At 41.0% G+C, this 25,571-nt stretch carries 28 protein-coding genes; 22 read left to right on the forward strand and 6 right to left on the reverse strand.

Annotated features, from left to right (window positions below; genetic code table 11):
• The first annotated feature begins 44 nt into the window (after window positions 1-44).
• A complete protein-coding gene (locus tag LC090_RS20530; protein ID WP_226660007.1) occupies window positions 45-794 on the forward strand; it encodes an SDR family oxidoreductase in 750 nt (249 codons plus the stop codon).
• Window positions 795-845: 51 nt separating this feature from the next.
• Here the strand turns inward: LC090_RS20530 and LC090_RS20535 are convergent, their stop codons facing one another.
• Window positions 846-2,060: a DUF819 domain-containing protein gene (locus tag LC090_RS20535; protein WP_226660008.1), complete on the reverse strand. Its 1,215-nt coding sequence runs from the start codon at window positions 2,058-2,060 to the stop codon at window positions 846-848.
• Between the two features lie 141 nt (window positions 2,061-2,201).
• Between LC090_RS20535 and mscL the strand changes: the two genes are divergently transcribed.
• The 5 genes from mscL to LC090_RS20560 all read left to right on the forward strand — a co-directional run bounded on the left by mscL (window position 2,202) and on the right by LC090_RS20560 (window position 5,511).
• Window positions 2,202-2,741 (forward strand): large conductance mechanosensitive channel protein MscL, encoded by a 540-nt coding sequence (gene mscL / locus LC090_RS20540; RefSeq protein ID WP_255648247.1) that lies wholly within the window; start codon window positions 2,202-2,204, stop codon window positions 2,739-2,741.
• Window positions 2,742-2,836: 95 nt separating this feature from the next.
• On the forward strand, window positions 2,837-3,541 hold the full coding sequence (locus LC090_RS20545; protein ID WP_226660009.1) for an alpha/beta hydrolase: 705 nt from the start codon (window positions 2,837-2,839) through the stop codon (window positions 3,539-3,541).
• A gap of 84 nt (window positions 3,542-3,625) precedes the next feature.
• Entirely contained in the window at window positions 3,626-4,294 is a 669-nt protein-coding gene (locus tag LC090_RS20550) for a nucleotidyltransferase domain-containing protein (protein ID WP_226660010.1), read from the forward strand.
• A 35-nt stretch (window positions 4,295-4,329) separates the two neighbouring features.
• A complete protein-coding gene (locus LC090_RS20555) occupies window positions 4,330-4,659 on the forward strand; it encodes a tRNA-binding protein (protein WP_226660011.1) in 330 nt (109 codons plus the stop codon).
• 93 nt (window positions 4,660-4,752) lie between these two features.
• Entirely contained in the window at window positions 4,753-5,511 is a 759-nt protein-coding gene (locus LC090_RS20560; protein ID WP_226660012.1) for a nucleotidyltransferase domain-containing protein, read from the forward strand.
• 105 nt (window positions 5,512-5,616) lie between these two features.
• Here the strand turns inward: LC090_RS20560 and LC090_RS20565 are convergent, their stop codons facing one another.
• On the reverse strand, window positions 5,617-7,560 hold the full coding sequence (locus tag LC090_RS20565; protein ID WP_226660013.1) for an NADPH-dependent 2,4-dienoyl-CoA reductase: 1,944 nt from the start codon (window positions 7,558-7,560) through the stop codon (window positions 5,617-5,619).
• Window positions 7,561-7,713: 153 nt separating this feature from the next.
• Window positions 7,714-8,571: a DegV family protein gene (locus tag LC090_RS20570; RefSeq protein WP_226660014.1), complete on the reverse strand. Its 858-nt coding sequence runs from the start codon at window positions 8,569-8,571 to the stop codon at window positions 7,714-7,716.
• A gap of 148 nt (window positions 8,572-8,719) precedes the next feature.
• Between LC090_RS20570 and uvsE the strand changes: the two genes are divergently transcribed.
• From uvsE to LC090_RS20590, 4 genes are all read left to right on the forward strand, one after another.
• Window positions 8,720-9,685, forward strand: coding sequence for a UV DNA damage repair endonuclease UvsE (gene uvsE / locus LC090_RS20575; RefSeq protein WP_226660015.1), 966 nt, complete (start codon window positions 8,720-8,722; stop codon window positions 9,683-9,685).
• Window positions 9,686-10,055: 370 nt separating this feature from the next.
• Window positions 10,056-10,763 (forward strand): SDR family NAD(P)-dependent oxidoreductase, encoded by a 708-nt coding sequence (locus LC090_RS20580; protein ID WP_226660016.1) that lies wholly within the window; start codon window positions 10,056-10,058, stop codon window positions 10,761-10,763.
• A gap of 5 nt (window positions 10,764-10,768) precedes the next feature.
• A complete protein-coding gene (locus LC090_RS20585) occupies window positions 10,769-11,779 on the forward strand; it encodes an S-adenosylmethionine:tRNA ribosyltransferase-isomerase (RefSeq protein ID WP_226660017.1) in 1,011 nt (336 codons plus the stop codon).
• The gene (locus tag LC090_RS20590) at window positions 11,776-12,147 is read left to right on the forward strand and encodes a VOC family protein (RefSeq protein ID WP_226660018.1); all 372 of its coding nucleotides are present in this window, start codon (window positions 11,776-11,778) and stop codon (window positions 12,145-12,147) included. The genes LC090_RS20585 and LC090_RS20590 overlap by 4 nt, the downstream gene beginning before the upstream one ends.
• On the opposite strand, the gene LC090_RS20595 is transcribed toward LC090_RS20590, so the two are convergent.
• Window positions 12,144-12,728, reverse strand: coding sequence for a TetR/AcrR family transcriptional regulator (locus tag LC090_RS20595; protein WP_226660019.1), 585 nt, complete (start codon window positions 12,726-12,728; stop codon window positions 12,144-12,146). The two genes, LC090_RS20590 and LC090_RS20595, sit on opposite strands and share 4 nt — an antisense overlap.
• 130 nt (window positions 12,729-12,858) lie before the next feature.
• On the opposite strand from LC090_RS20595, the gene LC090_RS20600 reads away from it, so the two are divergent.
• The gene (locus LC090_RS20600; RefSeq protein WP_226660020.1) at window positions 12,859-13,848 is read left to right on the forward strand and encodes an NADPH:quinone oxidoreductase family protein; all 990 of its coding nucleotides are present in this window, start codon (window positions 12,859-12,861) and stop codon (window positions 13,846-13,848) included.
• A gap of 43 nt (window positions 13,849-13,891) precedes the next feature.
• On the opposite strand, the gene LC090_RS20605 is transcribed toward LC090_RS20600, so the two are convergent.
• Window positions 13,892-14,530 (reverse strand): O-methyltransferase, encoded by a 639-nt coding sequence (locus tag LC090_RS20605; RefSeq protein WP_226660021.1) that lies wholly within the window; start codon window positions 14,528-14,530, stop codon window positions 13,892-13,894.
• Window positions 14,531-14,886: 356 nt separating this feature from the next.
• Here LC090_RS20605 and LC090_RS20610 point away from each other — a divergent pair, with 356 nt between their 5' ends.
• The 7 genes from LC090_RS20610 to LC090_RS20640 all read left to right on the forward strand — a co-directional run bounded on the left by LC090_RS20610 (window position 14,887) and on the right by LC090_RS20640 (window position 19,982).
• Window positions 14,887-15,783 (forward strand): hypothetical protein, encoded by an 897-nt coding sequence (locus tag LC090_RS20610; RefSeq protein WP_226660022.1) that lies wholly within the window; start codon window positions 14,887-14,889, stop codon window positions 15,781-15,783.
• 167 nt (window positions 15,784-15,950) lie between these two features.
• Complete coding sequence (locus LC090_RS20615) at window positions 15,951-16,433, forward strand: PH domain-containing protein (protein WP_226660023.1); 483 nt, start codon at window positions 15,951-15,953, stop codon at window positions 16,431-16,433.
• Window positions 16,426-17,865: a PH domain-containing protein gene (locus tag LC090_RS20620; protein WP_226660024.1), complete on the forward strand. Its 1,440-nt coding sequence runs from the start codon at window positions 16,426-16,428 to the stop codon at window positions 17,863-17,865. The genes LC090_RS20615 and LC090_RS20620 overlap by 8 nt, the downstream gene beginning before the upstream one ends.
• Before the next feature lie 22 nt (window positions 17,866-17,887).
• Window positions 17,888-18,193, forward strand: coding sequence for an antibiotic biosynthesis monooxygenase family protein (locus LC090_RS20625; protein WP_226660025.1), 306 nt, complete (start codon window positions 17,888-17,890; stop codon window positions 18,191-18,193).
• Window positions 18,190-18,570, forward strand: coding sequence for a hypothetical protein (locus tag LC090_RS20630; protein WP_226660026.1), 381 nt, complete (start codon window positions 18,190-18,192; stop codon window positions 18,568-18,570). The genes LC090_RS20625 and LC090_RS20630 overlap by 4 nt, the downstream gene beginning before the upstream one ends.
• A gap of 4 nt (window positions 18,571-18,574) precedes the next feature.
• A complete protein-coding gene (locus LC090_RS20635) occupies window positions 18,575-19,234 on the forward strand; it encodes a cobalamin B12-binding domain-containing protein (RefSeq protein ID WP_226660027.1) in 660 nt (219 codons plus the stop codon).
• The gene (locus LC090_RS20640; protein ID WP_226660028.1) at window positions 19,218-19,982 is read left to right on the forward strand and encodes an STAS domain-containing protein; all 765 of its coding nucleotides are present in this window, start codon (window positions 19,218-19,220) and stop codon (window positions 19,980-19,982) included. The genes LC090_RS20635 and LC090_RS20640 overlap by 17 nt, the downstream gene beginning before the upstream one ends.
• A 46-nt stretch (window positions 19,983-20,028) precedes the next feature.
• Here LC090_RS20640 and LC090_RS20645 read toward each other — a convergent pair whose 3' ends face one another.
• A complete protein-coding gene (locus tag LC090_RS20645) occupies window positions 20,029-20,790 on the reverse strand; it encodes a rhomboid family intramembrane serine protease (RefSeq protein ID WP_226660029.1) in 762 nt (253 codons plus the stop codon).
• A 151-nt stretch (window positions 20,791-20,941) separates the two neighbouring features.
• On the opposite strand from LC090_RS20645, the gene acpS reads away from it, so the two are divergent.
• From acpS to alr, 4 genes are all read left to right on the forward strand, one after another.
• On the forward strand, window positions 20,942-21,301 hold the full coding sequence (gene acpS, locus LC090_RS20650; protein WP_226660030.1) for a holo-ACP synthase: 360 nt from the start codon (window positions 20,942-20,944) through the stop codon (window positions 21,299-21,301).
• Window positions 21,302-21,358: 57 nt separating this feature from the next.
• Window positions 21,359-22,888 carry an NAD(P)H-hydrate dehydratase gene (locus LC090_RS20655; RefSeq protein ID WP_226660031.1) on the forward strand — a complete coding sequence of 510 codons (1,530 nt, stop codon included), beginning with the start codon at window positions 21,359-21,361 and terminating at the stop codon, window positions 22,886-22,888.
• A gap of 62 nt (window positions 22,889-22,950) precedes the next feature.
• Window positions 22,951-23,955: a LolA family protein gene (locus LC090_RS20660; RefSeq protein WP_425590683.1), complete on the forward strand. Its 1,005-nt coding sequence runs from the start codon at window positions 22,951-22,953 to the stop codon at window positions 23,953-23,955.
• A gap of 334 nt (window positions 23,956-24,289) precedes the next feature.
• Entirely contained in the window at window positions 24,290-25,456 is a 1,167-nt protein-coding gene (gene alr, locus LC090_RS20665; protein ID WP_226660032.1) for an alanine racemase, read from the forward strand.
• The last annotated feature ends 115 nt before the right edge of the window (window positions 25,457-25,571 follow it).

Genomic DNA, 25,571 nt, shown 5'->3' on the forward strand with positions numbered 1-25,571 from the left:
GAAAGATGTAGATAAGATGTAGATAAAAGGAAAGGTGGATCATCATGAGTCATATTAATGGAAAAGTTGTCATTATTACTGGAGCAAGTAGTGGAATTGGTGAAGCAACGGCGAAGAAACTTGCAGGAGATGGGGCGAAAGTTGTTCTTGCTGCGCGACGTGAGGATCGCCTTGAAGAATTGAAGAAAGAAATTACAAATAGCGGTGGAGAAGCCATCATTCAAAAAACGGATGTGACGTCAAGAGAGCAAATGCAAGCTCTGGCTGATAAAACGATTGAGCAGTATGGACAGATCGATGTCATAATTAATAACGCAGGATTGATGCCACTATCCTTCATGAACAAACTGAAAATTGATGAGTGGGATAAGATGGTAGATGTGAACATAAAGGGTGTTCTCTACGGTATTGCTGGCGTTCTTCCTCATATGGAGGAAAGAAAATCCGGCCACATTATCAACGTATCTTCTGTTGCAGGTCATGAAATCATGCCGGCTGGTGCTGTGTATTGCGGTACGAAATTTGCGGTGCGAGCGATTACAGAAGGACTTCGTAAAGAAATGTCTCCTTCTTCAAACATTCGTGCAACGATTATCTCTCCAGGGGCAGTTGCAACAGAATTAACAAACACCATTACAGATGAAGATGTACAGGAGAAGTTAAACAATCGTGGTCCTAATGGTCTGGATCCTTTAGATCCACAAGCCATTGCGGATGCAATCTATTATGCTGTTGGTCAACCTGACAGTGTATCCATTAACGAAGTACTCGTTCGTCCTACATCACAAGGATAAAGGTATAGAAAAATCCGTCCTCAGAAACAAGAGGACGGATTTTTTTAGAAGCTAAAACATTGTGGCAACCATTTTTGCTAATTGTGCACAGAGAACAGCTGCGTAGCTACCAACAACGTTACCTACAATTCCCATCAAAAGTCCAACCGGAGCAAGTGAAGGCTGAAAGACAGAAGCCACAATTGGAGCGGAGCTCGTCCCACCAATATTTCCTTGTGAACCTACGGCGACAAAGAAAAGCGGGGCGCGCAGCAATCGTGCTGCAATGAAAATAACGAGGATATGAATACTGAGCCAAACAATACCCATAAGAACGTATTGAGGTGAATCAACGACATAAGCAAGATCAGCTCTTGCCCCTATTGTTGCAAGTAAAAGATAAATGGCCGTATAGCCGACTTTACTTGCACCATACCCCTCTAATTTTTTCACAGGGGTGAAAGAGAATGCGATACCGATTGCCGAAATAATCATAACAGTCCACGTTGTTGTAGAAAGAACGGCCGACTGCGGAAGATTCTCTGATAGTTTCAATACGATGTAAGAGACACCGAAAGCAAGTCCAAGTAAACCTAGTAGTTGCGGAACTTGAATAGGGCGTTCATTCTTACGTTGAATATCGTTCATTTCTTTATTCACGCTTTGGATGACGGAATCATCCGCTTTGTTCCATTTATTGAATTTATGCTGGAACCCTGCAAGGAAAATCATAATCCCCATCCAGCTATAACCAACTACCGTATCAACAACGATAATAGGGGACAGAATTTCTTTGGGTGTTCCTACTGCTTCAATCATGGCAGCCATGTTCGCTGATCCACCAATCCAGCTTCCTGCAAGTGCCGCAACTCCCGTCCAGGCATCGGCTGGTAACCATGGTTGGAAAATAGCAAGTGCAATCGGTCCACCGATAATAACCCCAATTGTACCAGCTAGGAACATAAGTAATGCTTTTGGTCCTAATCGGAGTGTAGCTGGAACGTTTGCTGATAACAGTAACAGCAGTAATCCGACAGGAAGAATATACGTGGAAACAAAGCCATACAACGTTGACTCTTGAGGGATGATAGCAAAGGTCGTTGATAGCATTGGAATAAAGTATGTCCAAATTAACGGAGGTGCGTAATGAAAAATCTTTTGCAAGACGGTGTTTTTTGATTCGCCAAGCATAAAGATGAGTCCAACGACAACCGTTAGATAGACAAAGACAGCCATTGGATCCTCTATTAAGGGATTCGCCTTTGACCAGGCTAGTGCAAATGTCATGATTGTTCACTCCTTGATGTTAGACTATAGTCGCAAAGAAACATTATACCATCTATCAGGCTTGCGACGCTTTTAGAAAAAATTATAGAAAAATTACAACCATTAAAAAAATTCATAGCTTGTATGAATGAAGCATACATATTGTGTAGAGCGAGGTTAAAGGAGTGGGTTCCCATCGGTCTATTAAATGAATTCCGTCACTTTGCTATTAGAGGAAATGCGGCTGATATGGGGATAGGGATTGTTCTTGGTGCAGCCTTTAGTCGATTTATTGAATCACTCGTTTCGGATATTATTCTGCCACCAGTCGGTTTATTACTAGCGCAGATCAATTTTGCAGATTTATATATCAGTTTAAATGGTCACTATTATCCCTCTCTATCCGATGCGAAAGAAGCAGGAGCAGCTACGATTAATTATGGTGTATTTCTTACAACTTCCATTCGTTTTTTGATCATCTTTTTTTCTGTATTTCTTGTTGTTCGTCAATTAAACAGATGGCGTAAACCTGGACAGGATCCTATCAATTCGATGACTCGAAAGGAATGTCCCTATTGCTGTACGCCCATTCCTTCTAAAGCGATCATTTGTCCTAATTGTTCCACATCGCTTCGAGAAGAGGAGCAGAGTCCAGCTTTAACGATTCATTTTGGTAAAGGATCCAAGACCTCAAGGCAATAAGTAATCAATCTTAAAACAGGATAACAAGCGGTTAACTTTTTCCTCCTGGTGGTATTATAAAAATAAACTTCAGGAGGAAAGGTGAGGGAGCGAATATGACGGGTTGTTTGCTTATACATGGTTTTACTGGTGCACCCTATGAAGTTGAACCACTAGCAAATTATTTTCGCGAAAATACAAATTGGATTATTTCGTCTCCAATTCTTCCAGGGCATGGGGAAGAGGATTCGCTTCGAGGTATTACTTTTCAGCAATGGATTGACACGGCTGAAGCCCATCTCCAACACTTACTAGAGCTATGCGACACTATATACCTTATCGGCTTTTCTATGGGTGGTGTTCTCGCTGGTTATTTAGCGACAAAGTATCAAGTGGATAAGTTAGTTTTATTAAGTGCAGCAATTCACTATATTCATCCTATCCAGATGATCAAAGATATTGGAGGGATGGTAACGGACCTTTGTAGGGGAAGACTTCTTAGAAATGAATTGTTTATTCGCTATAGTCAGAAGGTGAAAAGGACACCTTTCGTTGCTTCATTAGAATTTCGTAAACTTGTTCAACATCTTAAGCCTTCGTTTGAGAATGTTTTAACACCAACGATCATTCTTCAGGGGAAGCTTGATGGGATGGTGCCATATAAAACGGCGGATGCAATCTATGAACTCATCAGCTCAAATGAGAAACAGGTTAGGATGATGGAGAATTCCAAACATTTGATTTGTCATGGAGAAGATCGTGATGACGTGATTGATGCGGTTTATCAATTTTTGATAGGCAAGAACGTTGAAGATCACTAGAGTAAGATAGAACACTTCATTATACCCACCGGCTTCGTGCTTGCTAGCTTTTTCTAAGGCTCTCGGTGAAAAGGAGAAAATGAGATGCGACATTCCCTAATCACTCCACTAATGATTGAAAAATACGCCAAACGTCTTGTTGATCGATTGAAGCACCCGTTATTAACAGGCGTCGTAATCACAGGAAGCTTTGCAAGGGGAGAAGCAGGTCCGCATTCCGATTTAGATATTTGGTGTTTCTACAATGAAGCACTTATAAAATCGCCTTCTCTACCTGAATTAACAGGTATATCACTTGATGTGAGGGAGGTATGTTTAAGAGATTTTAATGAGGTGGCAGATGGATCGAAAGAATATGTAGCCCCTTGTTTTGAGCAATTGAAAATCTATGGAGAGACGCCATTTGTTCTTCCTGCAAGAAATGAGATAAAAATTGGTTTAATGACACTATTGCTCTCGATTGACAGCCGATTAAATCAATTTGTATCGCCAATTAACCCTTACGAACTGCTGAATGATCTTATGTACATCCTTCGCATTGAACGCTTTTTCGCTACTTCTCAATACCCGCTTACCCTCTCAGAACTCTATTCGATTCAATTTGAGGAGACCGATCGCTTTCTTGTGGAGCTTTATTCTTCTTACTTATTTGGACATAATCACCAAACGGAAGATGAAATTCGATTTGCCGTTAAGCAATTTGTTCAAAACCGCTTAAGCAGGAATTCGCTCATGGAACGAGAATCTGATTAAGTGTAGCTTATGTAAATAGAGGCAGGGTGAGATGAATGGCAACGTTTGATGATTTTATGAAGCTTGATATTCGAGTAGGCGAAGTTATTGAAGTCAACGATTTTAAAAAAGCAAAGAAGCCAGCTTATCAATTAAAAGTGGATCTTGGTGAGGAAATTGGTATAAAGAAGTCCAGTGCCCAGATCAAAGATCTTTATGAAGTTGAAGATTTAATTGGTAAACAAGTGATGGCTGTCGTAAACTTTCCGCCCCGGCAGATTGCCGATTTTATGTCAGAAGTACTTGTTCTAGGTGTGTATGGGGATAATGGTGTGGTTTTGATACAGCCCGATCAAAAAGTAAAGAATGGCTATAAACTGGGGTGAGGAGTGCGCTTAAGCACTCTTCTTTCTTGTTTATCAGCTGTCTTTTTTCACTAGAAATATAATTAATTTTGATGATGGATGGGGGTTAGAAAGTTGAAACAGGAAGAAGCAGTAAGAGTCATTACAAATCATCTAAAAGAGGATCCGCTTGTTAAAGCCATTTTTCTTAAAGGATCGATGGGGCGAAACGAGCATGATGAGAATTCAGATGTGGATCTCTATTGTCTCGTTAATGAGGAAGACATGGAGGCTTTTCTAAAAAAGCGAAAAAGTTATTTGGAAGTTTATAGTAAACTTCTGTTCTATGATGAAATCTTTATTATTGCGCCACAAGTGATAGCCGTGTTTGATAATTTGTTGCACCTTGATTTGTTTACAGTGACAGCTGAATCGTTCATTGAGAAAGATTTTTGTAGAGTGCTTTACGATCCACAAGGATGTCTAAGTGATTTTAACGAACAGTTAACCTTATCAAAACAAGAGTTTATTAACCATGTAGATGATACGGCATTTTTTTTATTTCAATATGAAAAGTCCAGAAGAAGAGGAAATGACATTTGGTCAGTTCATATGTTGCATCACGTTATGATGCATTATTCCAGAGTGTTGCTTTACCATTATCATCCAGAGCGAGCGCAGCTGGGGTTAAAAACATTACATACGACACTTGAAGAAAACAACTTAAAAAAAACGAAGGATATTTATCAACACATAACGATTGACGATCATGAAAAGGCGGTACGCGACATACGAGATTGGCTTAAAGAAGAAGAAGCTTGGATACTTGATCAGCTTGACGGAACGACTTATAGTAGCTCGTTTTTAAAGCGAATGATTGAGTTAAATGAATAAAGATAGAAGGAACTAGAAAAAGGTGCCAAGGGCACCTTTTTCTAGTTCGATCTAAAGATTTTGTTTTCTTGCCTCATGGCTGGCATTACCTTGACGGATAAGAAGTTACTTAACAGAAATTGTCTCGGGTTCAAAAGCAATTTTCGCTCCTTCGTAGATTGCTCGCTTGGCATCAAGCTCACCAGCAAGTCGAGCGCCTCCGATCACGGCTATATCGATTCCTTTCTTTGATAGTTCCTCATATTCCTCAGGAATATTCGACTCCTGACCAGCAGCAAGGATGACGGTGTCAGCTTGAAGAAATTCCTGCTCACCCGTCTCGCTATTTGTAATCGTTACTCCTTCTGTTGTGATTTCCTCGTATGAAAGATTGGTTCTGAACGTAACGCCATTTTGCTTTAAATCTTGCAGCATCGCCCATTTTGTCGTCTTACCAAGTCCTTCGCCCATTTTTCCATTTCGCCTAAGTAGAAGGATGTCGTGAATTCCTTTTTCGATCAGGAAGTGCGAGACATCACACCCAATTCCACCTGCACCAATAATAATGACTTTCTTTCCAACTTCTCGGGTCCCAGAAAGAATTTCAGGATACGAAATGGCATGATGGATCCCAGGAATAACAGGCTGTCTTGGAACAACTCCAGTAGCAAGTACGACTAGATCTGGTGAGTGGGCGAGCAGGTCATCTGCATTCGGTTTATGGTTAACGTTAATTTGAACGCCTAATCGGTTTAGTTCAGTAGTATAGTAGCGGATGGTCTCATCGAATTCTTTCTTTATTGGAATTTTTCTCGCCAGATTAAACTGACCGCCAATCGCTGCGTTCGCTTCGTAAAGCGTAACGGTATGGCCCAGTTCAGCATGAGCTCTGGCTGCTTCCATTCCAGCTACACCGCCACCGATTACAACAACTGTTTTTGTTTTATCTGCTTTTTTAATTGTCCATTTATGTTCTCTTCCAGCACGAGGATTCACAAGACAGGAGACGGCTTTTCCTTCAAAGGCATGATCAAGACATGCCTGGTTACAGGCAATACACGTATTAATTTGATCGAGCGCTTGCCCTTTCGCTTTTGCTAATAGAAAAGGGTCAGCAAGAAACGGTCTTGCCATCGAAACCATATCTAGCTTATAAAGTAACTCTTCTGCTAGAAGCGGATCATTAATGCGATTGCTACCAATGACGGGGATGGTAACGGTTTCTTTGATTTTGAGAGCCGGTTCAATGAAACCAGCGCGCGGGACCATCATTGAAATTGTCGGAACGGTAGATTCATGCCAACCAATTCCGATGTTTAAAATATCCGCTTCATGCTCTTCTAACTTCTTTGCCAGTTGGATCGTTTCCTCTGGTGTTGACGAATCAGGAACTAAATCGAGCCCGGACATCCGAAAAATAATGGGATAATCGTCGCCAACCGCTGCTCGAACAGATTTCAGGACTTCGGTTGCAAAACGAGTACGATTCTCAAAATTGCCCCCCCATTTATCTGATCGTTTATTCGTTCTTGGTGAGAGGAATTGGTTAATTAAATACCCTTCAGAACCCATGATTTCTACAGCGTCAAAGCCAACAGCTTTTGCTTTTCTTCCTGCTTCTGCATAGGATTCAAGCAAATTTAGGATATCTATTTCAGTTAATTCTTCCGGAACCTCTCTGTGTATAGGGGATTTTATAGGAGAGGGAGCGACGGATGGAACACCGTTCATTTGTGAATAGGCATATCGACCAGCGTGAAAAAGTTGCGCAGCAATGCGTCCGTTTGCCGCGTGCACACTGTCTGTTAATCGTCTCATTACTCGAAGATCATCTTCCCGGTAGAATCCTAAAAAGTGGTGCCCTCCATCACCTTCGGGAGAAACGGAAATTCCACCAGTAACCATAAGGCCTGGGCCATCCTCTCCTGAACGTTCAGTATAAAAGGAAATAAGAGCCTCCTCTTGTTCTTTACTTCCTTCCATGCCAAGGTGCATGGATCCCATCATCACTCTGTTTGGCAACGTGAGTCTTCTTAATTGAATAGGTTCAAATAATTTTTCCCATTTCATTTACCATTCACCACACTTCTTCGTTTTGAACACATTTCGATGAATGGTCATTCATTTCCTGTAAAGAAAGCGCTTTTTTATTTATTTTTTTTATGAGAAACGATGATAACACATCAAAAAAGAGCGCCTCGGCGCTCTTTCTAGACAGGCTTTTTAGTGTTTCTTGAAGGCGACCAGGAGTCCGCCTTCTCCCGCGTATGTTCCAATAAGTGGGCCCATAGTTGAGAGAATCACTTGTTTAAACGGATAGCGTTCTTGAATTTGCTCAATCAATGCCTTGGCTTTGTCTTCGCAGTTACTATGAGCAACCGCAATTACTTTGTCTTCTAGGTTATGACCATAGTCTCCGATTTTCTGAATGAATTGTCGAACGGCTCGTTTATTACCACGAATTTTATCAAGTACTTCAAGCGATCCATCGTCATCACTTGCTTTCATAAGCAGCTTGATATTTAAGGCAGAAGCAATTGTTCCTCTTACTCGATCAAGGCGTCCCCCCTTGATAACGTTCTCAAGGGTGTCTAGTAAAAACATCGTAAGCGTATCTTCTGTATATTCATATGCTTGTTCGACAATAGAATCAAAGCTCTCCCCATCGCGCGCCATCTCCGCAGCATGATAAACAATAATCCCAAGACCGGATGAGGCTGTTTTAGAGTTGATCACTTCTATCTTTCGATTAGGATGTTCCTCATGAAACATTCTTTTCGCCAGAACAGCGTTATCATACGTGCTACTCAGTGCTCCAGAAAGCGCTATAACAAGAATATCGTCTTCCGGACTTGCTTCTTGAAATTTTGTAAGAAAGTCCTGGGGTGATGGGGCAGAAGACTTGGGAAGTTCTTTTGATTTTTTAAGTTTCTGATAGAACGTAGGTGTATCAAGGTCTACTCCAGCTTTGTATTCTTCATCACCAAAGAGAAGGTTAAGTGGAACGACCGACACGTTCAATTCAGTTAGCAGTTCTTCAGGGAAGTCAACACTGCTGTCAGTAATGATTCGAGTTGCCATACAATTACCCCTTTTTCGTTATTACCCGCATCCAGGTATTACGTCTATTGTACCACGCTTTCACGCCTAATCGACCGGAAGATATTTCTCATGGATGAAGAGTGAAATGGACAGCCTAATAAAAAGATTTTTGAGAGGTGAGAAGGAAATGACAATCATTCAACTGGGCTATGTTGCCATGAGTACCGAGCTTATAAATAGCTCTCCGTCTCAGACGATGACTTACGCTCAATTTCAGAAAATCAAAAACAAAGAAGCCGCGATTCGTAAGCTTGAACGGATCGCTAAATCAAATCTTGAAAATTGCCTCAGACTTTTAAAGCATAACAAAGGGAATGACATTCATTTCTTTCGACTAAGTTCACGCTTGATTCCTCTTGCCAACCATGAGGCACTTGAAGGATGGGATTATTTAACACCGCTAAAGAATGAATTAAAGGAATTAGGCAATTTTGCAAAAAAAGAAAAAATGAGAATCGATTTTCACCCTGATCACTTTGTATTATTAAATTCTCCAAAAAAAGAAATCTTACAGGCTTCCGTTCAAATGCTCGCTTTGCACGTTAGGCTTCTTGAAAGTATGGGGATCGATTCAACCCATCGGTGTGTTCTTCATGTGGGCGGTGGTTATGATGACAAAGAGCTTTCGCTTGAACGCTTTATCCATAATTGGATGTATACCCCACAGAAGATACAAGAAACCATTATTTTAGAGAATGATGATACAACATTTACTCTTTTGGACACCCTTTATTTGTGCGAAAAATTAAATGTTCCGATGGTTTTTGACTATCATCACCATATGGCTTGTCATGAAACGAAAGAGTGGGAAGAGCACTGGGGGAGAGTGGTAGACACGTGGCGAAACTCTTCGCTCCCGGTGAAGATGCACATTTCATCACCGAAAAGTGAGCAAGAATTTCGAAGTCATGCTGATTATGTAGATGTTGATTGGTTTTTCTCTTTCCTAAATAGCGTAAAAGGAAGTACTGAGCAAATTGATTGTATGATTGAAGCAAAGCAAAAGGATGCGGCTTTATTTCAATTAATGGATAACATTAAGAAACGGGACGATATCGAGCTCATTGACGGTTCTACATTTAGAATAAAGTAAAACCGGGCAAAGCATGCCCGGTTTTACTCTGTGATTTTTTTGCTTCTTTGTTTCGTTGAAGGTTTTGTTTCATTGGTATGCTCTACTGCCTGAGAAAGCTCTTTCTTCATACCACGTTTTTTTTCCTTGGCCATCAAATCTCCTCCTTACATGAAATTAGCGTGTCCGTTCTATCAGGTTTTATCCGAACTTTGATAGGGTTATTCTTTTCACATAGATGCTTCTTATTCCGTCACTCAGTCAAAAGGTGTAGAAATAACACAGGAATACAGGACTTAATCAGTAGCCATTTCTACAACGAATCCCCGAAGCCTGATTCTAATTTTCTCGATAAACTAGAAATAGGAAAAAAGAAGGGGAGGAAAGAATAATGAACAAAACGGTTATGATTACAGGGGCGTCTAAAGGACTTGGTAAAGCACTGGCATTTTCTTTTGCTGATGCAGGCTACCGCCTTTCAATTTGTGCAAGAGGAGAAAAGGAGCTCTTGCAGGTGAGAGATGCACTTATTGAAAATGGTGCAGAAGTAATAGCTGTCGTTGCGGACGCATCAAAGGCAGAAGAAGTTGAACGGTTGGTGGCGGTAACAGAGCACACTTATGGAAATATTGATGTTCTCATCAATAACGCTTCTTACTTGGGTCCTTCTCCAATTCCGTCTTTACTGGATTATTCGCCAATTGAATTTAGAGAAGTGATGAGGGTCAATGCTGAAGGGCCGTTTCTTTTAACGAAACGCGTACTACCTGGCATGATCCGAAGAAAGGAAGGATCCATCATTAATGTTACTTCGGAAGCTGGAGGAACAGGCTATGCAGGATGGGGCGCCTATGGTATTTCTAAATTTGCACTTGAAGGTATGACAGAGACATGGGCTGATGAGCTAAGCGGGTTAGGCGTTCGAGTAAATATGGTCGACCCAGGTGAGATGGACACAGCGATGCATGAGAAAGCAGTACCGGATTGTGATTATTTACTGGCACGACCAGAGGATGTCACAAGTGTCTTTCTTCATTTAGCTGAGTCTAGTGATACAGGTGTAAGAGTGGAAGCTCAACGCTTAAGGGATGGTGATTGAAATTGATGGGAATCCGTTTTTGCTTACCTGATGTGCTTCACGCGAATGATCCCCCCGAACATCGATCTGGACGGAGAGAGGATGTTCGTATGATGGTTATAGAGGAAGAAGAAGTAAGGCATAAGCAATTTCTTGAGCTAGGCTCCTTCTTGCATGAAGGAGATGTTCTCGTCTTTAATGATAGTCGTACGTTGCCTGCGGAATTAAAGGGGGTTACGGAAAAAGGGGAGAAAATTGCTGTTCGGCTTGCAAGACGGTTGAGCGATAAGAAGTGGGCTGTAATTGTAGCTGAAGGCGTAGCAGAAAGTGGCAAAACGATTTGGTTTTCGAAATCATTAAGCGCCATGATTGAGAAGAATGCGGGAGCTTATGATCATTTATCTTTTTCAAAAGGAGGAACGGAACTACTAAATGATATTTATCAAATTGGAGAGCCCATTCGCTATGAATATATTCATGAGCCATGGCCACTTGAAACGTATCAAACGGTTTATAGTTCGGCTCCTGGTTCTGTAGAAATGACTTCTGCTGGTCGAGCTTTTACATGGAAAATGCTATTCGAATTAGAAGCATTGGGTGTGCACCTTGCCTACCTTACGCTTCATACAGGAATAAGTGACTTGCTTCAGGAGAATTGGTCTCCGAATCCATGTGAAAATTGGGAAGAATATACGATACCTAAAAAAACGGCACACACTGTAAATAAAGCATTAAAAGAGGGACGAAGAGTTATCGCAGTGGGAACAACCGTTGTTCGTGCTCTTGAGTCTGCATTTGATACTGAAGTGAAATCAGGTAAAGGATCGACAAACCTATACATCCATTCCCAAACGAAACTTCAGGCTGTTCATGGACTCCTCACAGGTTTTCATGAACCAGAAGCCAGTCATTTAGATATGCTTTCTGCTTTTGTATCGAAGGAAAAGTTGGATAAAGCCTATGAGATCGCTATACAAGAGAAGTATCTTTGGCATGAATTTGGTGATGTTAATCTAATAGTAGGAGTGAGTAAATGAGGTTTCATCACGCTGCGATTAACGTGCTTGATCTCCAAGCGTCGGTTTCTTTCTATGAGAAATTAGGTTTTACTAAGATAGAGACGTATTGTTCGCATGAGGAGAGGACAGCATTTCTAAAGAAAAATGGGATGATGGTAGAACTGATTGAAGAGGTAACAACACGAAGTCTTCCGGTCAGACTATCTGGTCACCTTGCTTTTGAAATAGATAATCTTGAGCGGTTTTTACGAGAATACAGAACGGTGTTTACTAAAGTAGAGCGCTACACGCTACACGGAACACAGGTCGCTTATGCTATTGGCCCGAATGGAGAAGAGGTCGAATGGATTGAAAAAATGCGGCTCTCAAATAATGAGCCGCATTAGGATAAATAGGTGGTGATGGCTTGATAACATGCCTGTTTATAGGAACGATGTTGGGCATGGTCACCTGTCATCATCCACTGAATCATGTACCCATCAATCATCGTACGAATGGCTCGGCCAGCCGTTTCAAAATCGTTGACGACAAAGACATTTTCCTTCTTAGCCTGGGTTAAAATCTCCTTAGAAATTGAAGCACAATTTTGGTAAAAACGTGCGTTAATCTCTCGATAGCGGTTGTTCTTTGTAGCCTGTGCAAGAAAATCCAAATAAACACGGTAGAACTTTTCATTTTCCTCAGGGCTAACAAAGACGGTATTGATATAAGCTTGAAGCATCTCCTGTGCAGAAGTTTCTTTTTCAACCGCTTCTTTTTCTTTCTTATAAATTCGCTCTGTAATTTGAGCGAGAAGATGCGCAAGAACGTCCTCTTTATTTTGGAAATAATAGTTCGGCACGCCTTTACTCACATTTGCATAATTCGCAATATCTTGTAGTGTTACAGCTTCGTAACCTTTGTCAGAAACGGCCTGATAAGCTGCTTTAATAATTTGTTGCCGCTTCAACTCTGCTTTACGATTCATTGTATTCCTCTCCTTACTGAGCTTATTATACATAAATTAGATGCACGATTAAAGAATTCAGATTAATTGACCGGTCAGAATAATTTCTGTTAAGCTTGTTCCGAAAGAAAGCTAAAGGAGGAAGTTGAAAATGGACCAATTTAAAGCGTTAGTCGTTGACAAAGTTGAAGAAGATACAAAAATAGCTATTAAAGAACTAAAGAAGGAAGACCTTCCTGAAGGTGACGTGATGATCAAAGTTCATTATTCGAGCGTAAATTATAAAGATGGATTAGCAGTACATCCAAAAGGAAATATCGTAAAAAACTATCCTCATGTTCCAGGGATTGACCTAGCAGGCGTTGTAGCTGAATCGGATCATCCAGATTGGCAGGAAGGCGATCGTGTCATTGTGACAAGCTATGAGCTAGGCGTCTCTCATTACGGCGGCTTTAGTGAATATGCTAGAGTGAAATCTGACTGGATTGTCCCACTACCTGACGGGTTGTCTCTTAAAGAAGCAATGGTATACGGTACAGCAGGGTTCACTGCAGCGCTTTCTGTTTATCAGCTCGAACAAGCAGGAGTTACTCCTGAAAAAGGAACGGTTCTTGTAACGGGTGCTACTGGTGGAGTAGGAAGTATGGCCGTTGCTATTCTTGCGAAAAAAGGTTATGAAGTAGCCGCAAGCACAGGGAAAGAATCTGAGCATAACTATTTAAAAGAGTTAGGTGCAACAACGATTGTTAGCAGAGAAGAAGTCGCACCAGAAGGGTTTAAACCAATTGGGAAGCAGAAATGGGCAGGCGTCGTTGATCCAGTGGGAGGAGATACGCTGGCGGCAGTTCTAAGTAATACGATGTACGGCGGTGCTGTGGCTGTTAGTGGTCTGACAGGTGGTCCTAAGGTTCCAACGACCGTGTTTCCATTTATATTAAGAGGGGTTAATTTACTTGGAATTGATTCGGTTTACTGTCCGATGGAAAAGAGAAAAGAAATTTGGAAAAAAGCCGCTGATGAATACAAGCCGTCTGAGCATCTTGAGGCAATACAAAACGAAATTACGCTTGACGAACTACCTGATGTATTACGAAACATTTTAAACGGAAAAGTTCGTGGAAGAACAATTGTTGCGTTTTAAAAAAGGAGGCAGAGCATCGCTCTGCTTCCTTTCTTTTTGTAAGCTAAGGTTTCACTCTACAAACCGTTAGTCCATCACAAAGGGGAAGCAGCATTCCTTCTACTCTTTCATCGGACGCGATTTGTTTGTTAAATGTGCGTATCGCTTCTACACTTTCACTAGTGTCATTTTCATCCATAACCTTGTCACCCTGGAGTGTGTTATCTGCTACGATAACCGCTCCTGGTGTGGCTAATTTTAATGCAGCTTGAAAGTAATTGGGATAATTTACTTTATCAGCATCAATAAAGAAAAAGTCATACTGCTGTCCAGCACTATGTAAAGAATCCATGTTTTGGAGGGCGGGACCAATGACATATTTTACTTTGTCGCCAAGACCTGCTCGATTCAAGTTATCTTTCGCCACATTTGCATACGATTCTTCTAATTCGAGTGACGTTAATGAGCCCTCTTTATCGAGTGCGCTAGCAAGCATCATCCCACTATAGCCGCCAAGGGCTCCAATTTCCATTATGTTACGAGGCTTAGCAATGCTGACAAGTAAAGAAAGAAAGCGTCCAACTTCTGGTTTAACTGAGATAGCAGGCATACCATTCCTACGAATACTTTCATTGACTGAGTGCAGTGCTTCGTCTTCATTTCCGAATAGGTGTTGAATATACTCATCGTGGTTACGTGCCAAGACGATCTCATCCTTCCTAGTATTAGTGGATTCGTACTCATTGTTATGCAGGGAAAGGTGACTGTCAAGGTTAAACTCATACTTCTGAAGGAACACAGAAACGAGAGTGATCAGCAAGCGAACATAATTTAATGGATAAGATGAGGAGTAAAGTCCTATAAGGAGGTTCAATACTTGGGAAAGTAGGAAACAAATCAGCCTAATAATCCTACGAAAGTTATTGTTATTTCCCAATACCCCCTTGACGAATTGTTTGTTAAACTAGTAATAACAGCAAGGATCGGTTGTAAACATCTATCCTTTTTCCTACTTGCCTCAATGGAAGAAGGCAGCTGATTATGAAGGGAGAGTTTAGAATGCCGTTTGAGCAAGGGAACAAAGCACTTAAATCTGATGGGCATAAGCGCACTACCCAAACATCTGAGCGGGTCAATGTACCCAAACTACCAATTGCAAGTGAAGAAGGCTTTTCTAATGTTGTGAGGGACTCCAATCAAAATTATTGGTTTACTAAGCAACTTTCGCCTAACCATGTCGAGGTTTATGTCTTTGTTCACAGCCTTGCTCAATTGAGAACGTTCCAAGTAAATGGCAAACCAAGTTTTTATGAATACCCTGAAACCATTTGTATCGCTTGTGAGGGCGAAGAATGGAACGGGTGGATTTATGAATTTTCAAAGCAAGATCCACGCATGACGCATCAATGGCATGTGAATGGAATCTTTTGTGATTTGAAGCGAAGAGGGAACCAACTTCTTGTATCCTCCTATCATGTTGAAGGGGATGAAGCCCTTTTAACAACGTTTAGTGATTCTGGTAAGAAGGTAATTCCCTTAGAAACGGGTTATTCACCAGTAAACATGATGGTTGCTGAAGAAGGCATTTATGTTGCAGCTCTATCGATTTCTGCTTCTTACCAGGATCAAGTGCTTCTTCTTGATGATACGTACCAGGTTAAACATACCTTTAAGCTTGATTTTTCACCGCGAACGATTCACTCCTGGAACGGTCATTTAATTGTCCATGGCATTAACAGAAGAACAGGGAAAAGCGATCAGCTGGTTTACATCTGTTCCAAAACAGGAAGCCAAGAGAAATTCCCAATCCCAAGTTCTGAGCTCGTTCAGTGTTCAGAGCAACATTTAACGTTTTATAATGCAGATACGAAAATCTTAGCAATCTGGGACCATCAACTAAAAGAAATCATTAGCATGAGAGAGTCTGAGCGACCATATGTATCAAATCGATTTTAATAAGAAGAATGAAGCTTGAGCCTAAATGGGCTCGAGTTTTTTTATTAGTGTTCCGCCATTTGTTTATTTTCTCTCAGATCGAGCGGGGGAATAGAAGGCATAACTTAAGAATGATATAATTATTTTAATCATTAGGAAAGATCATTCAATGGAAAGTGAGGAAACGAATGCGACTGGAACCTTCAAAACAAATCGACCCAAAAGGGTTAAAAGTATGGCAAATAACAGGCGGAATTATATCATTCATTGCCATTCTTCTCCTCGGTGGTTTTTTCGTCGTTCATTTCATTTTACGACCTCTCCCTATATGGCTACTAGCGGTAGGTTGTATACTTGCTCTTCTATTTGCCCTTCTCCAGACATGGTTGCTACCAAAGCTTCGGTGGAAAAGGTGGAGATACGAAGTTACTGAACACGAAATTGAACTTAAATATGGCGTCATCATAGTGAAACGAACGTTAATCCCTATGGTTCGAGTGCAACATGTAGACACGAGACAAGGACCACTTTTAAGGGCGTATCAGCTTTCATCGGTCACGATTTCAACAGCCGCAACGACCCATGAAATTCCCGCTCTTTCAAACGACGTGGCAGATGAGTTAAGAAATCGTATTTCGATTCTTGCAAGGGTGGCAGAAGAAGATGTCTGAGAAGAAGCGATTGCATCCGGTAGCCATGCTGTTATCAGTTATAAAGGCAGCTAGAGAAGCGGCTCTTCCATTGGTTTTTTTCGTTTTCGTTGGTGGAGGAAATGGGTATTCTTGGTGGCATTTTCTGATTATTGGATCACTACTTCTATTCACACTAGGTAATGGTGTACTAGGATGGTTTTTTTATAATTATCACATTGAAAACAATGAGCTACGCATCCATCAGGGGTTTGTTTTTCGTAAAAAGCGATTTATTCCTCGAGAGAGAATTCAATCAATTGATTTTTCTCAAGGATTAATCCAACGTGCATTTGGACTCGTAAAGGTTCAAATTGAGACCGCCGGGGGTGGTGGAGAACCGGAAGTGGTGATGTCGGCGTTAAGACGAGCTGACGCTGAAATATTAAGAAGTGAACTCTATCAAAAAAGAAAAGCCGTGACGGAAGATGAGATGGAAGAAGTAGAGCAAGAGCAGCCGCTGCTTTATAAGCTTTCTTGGCGTGAACTACTAATTACTGCATCAACTTCTGGAGGTATAGGGGTTGTTCTTTCTTTCGTAGCTGCAATTGCTTCCCAAGTAGATGATTTCATTCCAAATCGTTTTTATGAAAGTGTTACAGAGCGAGTATTGGATGCTACGGTTCCATTACTGTTACTTGCAGTGGCCTTTCTTCTCCTGATATCATGGTTTTTCTCAGTCGTTGGAACGGTTTTAAAATATGGTGGTTTTGTTCTTAGTCGTCATGAAAATGATTTGATTATTAATAGAGGGATTCTTGAAAAGCGTCAATTAACCATTCCTGTTCATCGCATCCAGGCGATTCGAATTGTGGAAGGCATTCTTCGCCAACCTTTTGGATATTCAGCGCTCTACGTAGAAAGTGGCGGGGGAGGAGGAAAAGAGGAACAATTTTCAACCATTTTATTTCCACTCGTTAAACGAAAAAGAGTGAAAACATTATTGGGGGAAATCCTACCGGAGATGGCGATACATGAAGAGCGTTCATCCCTGCCATTACGAGCAAAAAGACGATATGTCATTCGCTTCCTTCTGCCGGTTATATTACCAGTAGGAGTATTAACCTATGTTGTTCCTTACGGTGCTTACTCACTCTTGTTGTTGCCACTCTGCTGTGTTATTGGTTATATTCATTATCGTGATGCAGGATTTGGGGTCAAAAAAGACGTCGCCCTTCTCCAATTTAGACAAATATCAAGAACGCGTGTATACGTAGCTAGAAAAAATATTCAATCGATGGAGATGGAGACAACGTTACTTCAAGAACCTAAACAATTAACGACCTTTAAAGTATCAATCTTATCAAGCCTTGCTGGAAAGCAATTTAGGGTGAAAGATATTGAACAATTAAACGGAGAAGAACTTTTAAATTGGTATTCTTTCCGTCCTAAAAAAAATAAAAATCAGGTATAACATTTCGGTAAGGAGGGTATATATGTACATTGTGAATTCTGTCATTAATGTGCCAGAAGAAAAAGTAGATGAAGTGATTGGCATTTATCAGTCTCGTTCTAGACAAGTGGATGAATTTGAAGGGTTTGAATCTTTCCGGCTTCTCCAAAATGAAAGCAAACCTTCAGAACTAACGGTTCAGATGAAATGGGAAACAAAAGAAGCGTTTTTGACTTGGATAAAAAGTCCTTCTTATAAAGAGATACATGACCTTGAAAAGAAATATCCAGATCAGGAACTAGCAGCAATAAAACCGAAAGTATCGCGCTTTAAGGTTGTGGCTGAATGATGAATCAAATCGACTTGATTATTGACCGAGTAGTACAGGGGATTTACCACGATATGCCAGAGCTACTGGAGAGATTCGGGGAACAGGGTCGTGTGAAATGTCGCGAAGATAATTATCATCATATCAAGCACCTGAATTCGGCACGCAACCTGGATTCGGATGATTTTTTTGTTGATTATGTTTTATGGTTGAACAATATTTTAACTGCAAGAGGGATGAAAACCGAGCACTTAATTGATAATTTTAAGCGCCTTGAGGATGAAATATATGCAGTGGAATCATTTGAGGAAAAAGATGATTATCTCAGCACGTTGAAAAAAGGAATTGCAGAGCTTGAAGAACTTACAGTCGAGAGTTCTTCGTACACAAAGAGGTGAGCATGTGACGATAGATATCAACAAGTTAACAGATGACTTTCTTGAAGGGGATCAAGATCAAGCATGGGAAAGAATCAAAGAGCAGGCTGAATTAATGACAAACAGTCATTTAACCTTTGAAGTTCTCACGAAAGCCATGCAACGAATTGGTAAGCTATGGGAAGAAAATGAAATATCAGTTGCGGATGAGCATTTAGCTACGACAACATGTGACTATGTTCTTTCACGCTATGCTCATTTTAGGAAGATAACGAATAAGAATGAAAACGGTCCGAAAGCTCTTTTTCTTTGCATTGAGCAAGAACAGCATTATCTAGGCTTAAAAATGATATCGTTGCTGTTTCAAGAGTATGGTTGGCAAACGAAGTTGTTCGGTGCAAATTTGCCTCTAGAATATGCAGTGGAGAAAACGGAGAAATGGGGGGCTTCAGTAGTTGGTATTTCGGTTTCAATCTTGTATCATGCTGAGCGTCTAAATCGTTATGTCACTGAGCTTGAAGCATTGGGAAATCCCCCAGAAGTCTTAGTTGGAGGGAGGCTTACCTCACAATACAACTTATCTAAGTATTGTTCTCAACAGACAACGTTGGTTCCTGATTTACATCGTGTTCGGGAATGGCTGGAAGAGCGGAAAGGGAGTATGAATAATGTTCGATATAAATGACCATCCACTCCCTGCTTTTTTAGTTGATGAAGAGCTTAATATTCTTTCACAATCAAAGCTCGCCACTGAAGCTTTTTCTCCAAGATCTTCTTTTTTAGAGCTGGTCGATATTGATAGTCGTAAAAAAGCTGCCAAAATGTTGAATCCCCTGTTAAAAGAATCGGAAGTTGAATTGGTCATGGGTACTGCCCAGTCTCCTTACTCCTTGTTTCACGTTTATGCAAAGTGGTCAGCGAATGGTGGAGGACAGCTGGTATGTGTAAGGCAAGATGAGCGATTGGAAAAATTGTCAAAGGCACTTCAAAGACAGCAGGAAAGACTTGCTGATACGAATTTTGATCTCATGGATAAAAAAGAAGAGCTTGAAGCAGTTTTAGTGAAAGTGAAAAAACTTTCCAGCCCTTTTCTCCCCATATCTGCATCCCTTGGTATTATCCCCTTGTTTGGGGAGCTTGAGGAAAACCTCTTTCATGTTAACGAACATCACTTGTTACAAACGCTTCAAGATGGCGATTATGAGCGAGTGATTCTAGATTTTAGTGGGATTGGTGATGTGAAAGCGAGTGGTGTGCTCGCTCTGATCTCGTTTTGTAGTATGCTTAAGGTTGTCGGCGTATCGCCAATTTTATGCGGCATCAAACCCACTCATGCCAGGCATCTGGCCAATCATGATTTTGTAATAAATCAAAATTTTGATATCACGGGAAATTTGAAAAACGCGATTCGTTATTATTTAAATGAGGCCTAAAAGACCAGTGATGAAGTGATCATCACTGGTCTTTTATAATCGTAAACTATAAGTATCGTGCAATAAACCCAAGGATAACAAGACCGATAAAAATGCCCCAGATAATTTTCCCCCCGCCAGAGGAACCAGGCCGCATTTTTCTTCGCTGCCACCGATTCGGTTTAAAGCGAATTTCTCCACTTTCCGCTGTGCGTCTTACGCGAATGATTCCGCGGTTAATAAAGGGTTTTGCCCCAATTAGAAGAATCGGTGCAAGCGCAGCCCCTCCAATAAAGCCAAAGAGGTGACCAAGAATATTAATATTTGGACTAATGAATGTCATGACAAGACCAATTCCAAGAATCATTAGGATGAGTTGAGAATTTGCCTGGTCAATTAATTCTTTGCGATAGAAAGCCATGTAGAAATAGATACCAAACAGTCCAAAGATTGCTCCTGAAGCGCCAACATGACTAAAGCTACTATCTTGCAAATAGAAAGTGGCGATATTTGCAATAATACCTGCTCCAAAATATCCGATTAAGAACTTCCCTTTTCCAAGCATTTGCTCAAGAGCTGGTCCAAAAAGATATAGTGAAAAGGAATTGAAGAGGACGTGGGCAAACCCACCATGAAGGAAGATTGGCGTAACGAGTCTCCAGTATTCCCCGAGTTCAATTGCTCTATTGTAACCTACTCCGAGCCTTAATATCGAGAACATTCCAAACAGGTTTACGAGAACAAAGAGGAGGATATGTATACCAATAAGTATGGAGATGATAGGATAATAACGAATAAATGAACGAAAATCTTCATTTCGTACGAACATAGGTCGACCACCTTTCTTGTACGTTATGATAAATTGGCCACTTTTTGTAAGAAGAATGTCTATTTCTTATTAGTTTAGCATAGCCCAATGAAAAATCACTATTGAAAACACTATGCTAACTTTCTAAGATTTAGTACGAGGGAGTTTTGTTATGATAAAAGGAATTGGAATTGATATGATTGAGCTTGAGCGTATAAAAAAAGCCGTTAAACGAAATGATTCGTTTGCAAAACGTATTCTAACAGAAAGTGAGTTAGGTACCTATCACTTATTAACTGGCCATCGAAGTATTGAATTTCTTGCTGGCCGTTTTGCTGCTAAAGAGGCCTATGCAAAAGCAAGAGGAACGGGGATTGGAAAGCTTAGTTGGCAAGATATTTGTGTCTTGAAATCGGTAGAAGGTGCGCCTTATATCGAAACAAAGGATGAAAATGAAATCGTACATATTTCTATCTCGCATACAAAGGAACATGCGGTTGCACAGATCGTTATTGAATGCTCGTCAAGCTAGTCTGCATATGATGGAGACTTGCCTCATATAATTTACCACGGTCAGGAGGGACCTGTTGTGAGAATCGTATCCGGAGAAGAAATGTATGAAGCGGACCGGTTTGCCATGGAGGAGATTGGAATAGCTGGTGCCATGTTGATGGAGAATGCGGGGAAATCAATCTTTGAAGCGATGAAGAGCAAACTCCGTAAAAATGAGCGAATCGCTCTATTAATTGGGACAGGGAATAATGGAGGCGACGGCATTGTACTTGGAAGGTATCTAAAAGAGTTTGGGTTTGATGTGGATCTTTGGTTAATTCCACCTCAATTTAAAGTGAAGGGCGATGCTAAAACTCATCTAGACATTTATCAGAATCTCACATACACATGGGAGGCGTATGAAGATGGGAAAGCATTTATCGACACGCTTCCACAGTATGGCGTTATCATTGATTGCCTATTAGGGCTCGGTCTATCAGGGGCTGTTCGACCACCGTATGATGATGTCATTCGGCAGGTAAATTCATCCTCTGCGACGGTATTATCAGTCGACCTTCCGAGTGGTTTACAGGCAGATGGCGGATACGATGAGAGGTGCGAGCCTATTCGTGCTGATTATACGTATACCATTCAATGCCCAAAGATAGGAGCCTTCCTTTACCCTGATGCCGATTTCTATGGAGAACGAGAGGTTGTTGACATTGGTCTCCCCCAAGCAGGTTTCTCATCATGTGATCGAGTAATCTGGGAAAAGTCAGACGTCCATCGCACGCTTTCTAATCGATCGGCATCCTCTCATAAAGGAAGCCATGGAAAAGGTCTCGTAATTGGCGGATCAAGAGGAATGGTTGGCGCTCCAATTATGACAGCGAAAGCAGCCTATCGTAGCGGAGCTGGTTTAATACAGGCATCTGTTCCAGAGGAGATCCTTTCGGTGACATCGGGAACCGTAGTTGAAACGATCTTTCAGGGGTGGCCATCTAACAGTGGATTTTTTTCTGGTGAAATTTCAGAGGATCTCGCCCCTTTTGATGGTATTGCCGTTGGACCAGGACTTGGAAGGAAATCGGGGTGTAAACAAATCGTTGAAACGACATTAACGACGGATTCACTCCTCATTTTGGACGCAGATGCTTTGTACCACTTATCAGAATTGAAAGAGCGTCTGAAGATAAGAAAAGCACCAACTGTATTGACACCTCATCCTGGTGAAATGGCCAGGTTAACTGGTTTGTCGATCAAAGAAGTGCAAAGCAAGCGGTTCGACATATCGCGCGCATTTGCAAAAGAGTTCGGTGTTTATCTTGTGTTGAAAGGCCCCTATACGATTGTGACTGCCCCTGATGGAAGTCAGTATGTGAATACAACAGGTAATCCGGCCCTTGCTAAAGGGGGATCGGGTGACGTATTAACGGGTATGATACTTGCCTTTGTCATGCACAGCACATCCATTCAAGAGGGGATTAGCAATGCGGTTTATTTACACGGCCAATCAGCAGACACTCTGGTGCAAACAGCTCATTCAACTCTCGATGTACTGGCAACAGACGTCATTGCTACAATACCAACCGTTCTGCATTCATTTCTTAAGCAACATCACGGATAGGTTTTTCACCATACAGGAACCTCCTTTGTCGTTTTAAATGAGGCAAAGGAGTTGGGGATAGAGTGAAAAAGTTCGGTGCTGTTCTACTAATCGGCATATTAATGCTTGTGGCGCTTGCAGGTTGCGGTCAAAAAAGTCAGGAAGACGTTGTAAATGCCCTTGATAAGAAACTGAATGAAATGGAAGGTTACAAAGTTAATGCTAAAATGACGCTTGAAACAGGAGAAGAACCTCAGCGTTATGATGTGGAGATTTGGTATCAAAAGCCATCTTATTATCGAGTTGAATTGAAAAATGAATCAAAAGAACAAAGTCAAATCATCTTGAGAAACGATGAAGGGGTTTTTGTTCTTACTCCTGCCTTAAATAAAAGTTTTCGTTTCCAAAGTGATTGGCCAGAAAATGGAAGTCAGGCCTATCTCTATAATACACTCGTTCAGGATATCTTAAATGATTCTGGCGCTCAATTTGAGGCGAAGGAAAATGATTATGTGTTCACAACGAAAACAAATTATCAAAATAAAAACTTGTCGACACAATCGATTCAATTAAATAAAAAAGACCTTGCCCCAGAAAAAGTAACCATTATGAATCAGGATCAAAAGCCACTTGTTGATATTGAATTTTCGAATATGAAATTCAACGCTTCATTTGATAAAGGTGCTTTTGATATGGAGCGAAACATGACTGCAGCTCAGCTAGAAGTACCGGTACTAGCGACAACGAATGAGCCATTTGAAGTCGTGTATCCAATGTATGAACCACAAGGAACTGGGCTAACTGATGAGAAAGAAGTGGCAACAAATAAAGTGATGCTAAGCTTTACTGGCGAAAAATCATTTACTTTAATTGAAGAGAAAAGTGAGGCTGCCCTCGAAACGAGTGCTCCGGTTAGCGTTAGTGATGGGCAACCAATTGATTTAGGATTTACAATGGGAATTATGACGGATACGACCGTGTCCTGGCATCATAATGGGGTTGATTTCTTCCTTGCATCAACTGATTTATCTCAGGAAGAGATGGCCGCCGTTGCGAGGTCGGTGTACGGCATGACGGAAATTAAATAATACTTCTAAGAGGTTCAGCTATGATTAATGGCTGGACCATTTTTTGGAACTGGGGAGTACTGGTCTATCCCCTCGAGGTCTTAAGTCAAATCTCATTGTGGTAAAACCACCACATTGAGATCTGCCTTAAGCTAGTCGGGGATAAACAAGACGCTTGCGCTTTATTGTCTAGCTCCAGCGTCTATCCCCTCGAGGTCTTAAGTCAAATCTCATTGTGGTAAAACACCACATTGAGATCTGTCTTAAGCTAGTCGGGGATAAACAAGACGCTTGCGCTTTTCTTAAAATCTCCTAAAATAGAGGGCAGAGTGTATTGTTGTGGGAGGAAGTTGGAATGGACAATCAGGCGTTTTATCGTGGAACATGGGCTGAGGTAGATCTAGATGCTATTGAACAGAATGTAAAATCATATAAAAAATACGTATCGAATGAAGTTTCCGTTATGGCTGTTGTAAAGGCGAATGGGTATGGACACGGAGCTGTAGCGGTGGCACAGAAGGCATTGCATGCAGGTGCTGACTATTTAGCTGTGGCAATTCTAGATGAAGCCATTGCTCTTCGTGAATCGGGCATCGAAGCTCCAATTCTTGTATTGGGATGGGTTCCGCCTATCTATGCCAAGGTAGCGGCTATGAATGGCATTACCCTTACTGTTTTTCAAGAAAAATGGTTAGAGGAAGCTGCAGGTGTATTAGGCACGACGCTACTAAACATTCATTTGAAAATTGACACGGGAATGGGACGACTTGGAATAAAAGAAGAATATGAAGCTAAAAGACTTATCGAGTACTTGGCTACACATTCTTGTTTTCATGTAGAAGGATTTTATACGCACTTTGCAACAGCTGATGAACCTAACAATCCTTTTATTGAAATTCAAATTGAGAAATTTGAAACGTTAGTTTCTTTTCTTAATAAGAACGGTTTGCAACCAAGGTGGATCCATCTTGGAAATAGTGCTGGATCAATCCGCCTTCCAAAACGGGTAGGGAATTTAATTCGTTTAGGTATTTCAATGTATGGTTTGAGTCCATCTCAAGAAATGAAGCCAATTCAACCGTTCGAGTTAAAGCCTGCTTTTCGTTTACACAGTCAGCTTGTGCACGTGAAAAAAATGAAGGCAGGTGAACCAATAAGCTATGGCTCTACGTATCACACATCAGAGGGCGAATGGATTGGAACGATTCCAATTGGATATGCTGATGGATGGATACGCAAGTTAAGTGATGCGTATGTTTTGGTGAACGGGGAGCGTGCTCCGATTGTTGGACGCATTTGTATGGATCAATTCATGGTTCGCTTACCCTCGAAAGTAGAGGTCGGTACGAAAGTGACGTTGATAGGGAAAGAGGGTTCAGAAGAAATTACAATAGATGACATTGCTGAGCGACTTGAGACGATAAACTATGAAATTCCTTGTATGATTGGACCGCGTGTTCCGAGACTTTTTCATGAAAATGGAGAAAAAAAAGGCGTAATGAATACAATTTTAAAAAAATAGTAAAATAAAAGAAGGATTTTGCAAGAATATGATGAAATAGTCTTGTGGAAAGTTGTTTTGCAATGCGTCGCGTGCAATGGTAAGATTAATGGTGGAATACAATATGAGTAGCAGT

This window comes from Guptibacillus hwajinpoensis, from assembly GCF_020524165.1.
Taxonomy (GTDB): Bacteria; Bacillota; Bacilli; order Bacillales; family Guptibacillaceae; genus Guptibacillus; species Guptibacillus hwajinpoensis_D.

Excerpts from the sequence above, each read along its gene's own strand:
- LC090_RS20585 (WP_226660017.1), top strand. The coding sequence starts at position 10,769 with ATGGGAATCCGTTTTTGCTTACCTGATGTGCTTCACGCGAATGATCCC.
- LC090_RS20580 (WP_226660016.1), top strand. The coding sequence starts at position 10,056 with ATGAACAAAACGGTTATGATTACAGGGGCGTCTAAAGGACTTGGTAAA.
- LC090_RS20530 (WP_226660007.1), top strand. The coding sequence starts at position 45 with ATGAGTCATATTAATGGAAAAGTTGTCATTATTACTGGAGCAAGTAGT.
- LC090_RS20640 (WP_226660028.1), top strand. The coding sequence starts at position 19,218 with ATGTTCGATATAAATGACCATCCACTCCCTGCTTTTTTAGTTGATGAA.
- LC090_RS20615 (WP_226660023.1), top strand. The coding sequence starts at position 15,951 with ATGCGACTGGAACCTTCAAAACAAATCGACCCAAAAGGGTTAAAAGTA.
- LC090_RS20610 (WP_226660022.1), top strand. The coding sequence starts at position 14,887 with ATGCCGTTTGAGCAAGGGAACAAAGCACTTAAATCTGATGGGCATAAG.
- LC090_RS20535 (WP_226660008.1), bottom strand. The coding sequence starts at position 2,060 with ATGACATTTGCACTAGCCTGGTCAAAGGCGAATCCCTTAATAGAGGAT.
- LC090_RS20595 (WP_226660019.1), bottom strand. The coding sequence starts at position 12,728 with ATGAATCGTAAAGCAGAGTTGAAGCGGCAACAAATTATTAAAGCAGCT.
- LC090_RS20545 (WP_226660009.1), top strand. The coding sequence starts at position 2,837 with ATGACGGGTTGTTTGCTTATACATGGTTTTACTGGTGCACCCTATGAA.
- LC090_RS20645 (WP_226660029.1), bottom strand. The coding sequence starts at position 20,790 with ATGTTCGTACGAAATGAAGATTTTCGTTCATTTATTCGTTATTATCCT.
- LC090_RS20565 (WP_226660013.1), bottom strand. The coding sequence starts at position 7,560 with ATGAAATGGGAAAAATTATTTGAACCTATTCAATTAAGAAGACTCACG.
- LC090_RS20625 (WP_226660025.1), top strand. The coding sequence starts at position 17,888 with ATGTACATTGTGAATTCTGTCATTAATGTGCCAGAAGAAAAAGTAGAT.
- LC090_RS20630 (WP_226660026.1), top strand. The coding sequence starts at position 18,190 with ATGATGAATCAAATCGACTTGATTATTGACCGAGTAGTACAGGGGATT.
- LC090_RS20620 (WP_226660024.1), top strand. The coding sequence starts at position 16,426 with ATGTCTGAGAAGAAGCGATTGCATCCGGTAGCCATGCTGTTATCAGTT.
- LC090_RS20570 (WP_226660014.1), bottom strand. The coding sequence starts at position 8,571 with ATGGCAACTCGAATCATTACTGACAGCAGTGTTGACTTCCCTGAAGAA.
- alr (WP_226660032.1), top strand. The coding sequence starts at position 24,290 with ATGGACAATCAGGCGTTTTATCGTGGAACATGGGCTGAGGTAGATCTA.
- LC090_RS20550 (WP_226660010.1), top strand. The coding sequence starts at position 3,626 with ATGCGACATTCCCTAATCACTCCACTAATGATTGAAAAATACGCCAAA.
- LC090_RS20555 (WP_226660011.1), top strand. The coding sequence starts at position 4,330 with ATGGCAACGTTTGATGATTTTATGAAGCTTGATATTCGAGTAGGCGAA.
- acpS (WP_226660030.1), top strand. The coding sequence starts at position 20,942 with ATGATAAAAGGAATTGGAATTGATATGATTGAGCTTGAGCGTATAAAA.
- LC090_RS20590 (WP_226660018.1), top strand. The coding sequence starts at position 11,776 with ATGAGGTTTCATCACGCTGCGATTAACGTGCTTGATCTCCAAGCGTCG.
- uvsE (WP_226660015.1), top strand. The coding sequence starts at position 8,720 with ATGACAATCATTCAACTGGGCTATGTTGCCATGAGTACCGAGCTTATA.
- LC090_RS20600 (WP_226660020.1), top strand. The coding sequence starts at position 12,859 with ATGGACCAATTTAAAGCGTTAGTCGTTGACAAAGTTGAAGAAGATACA.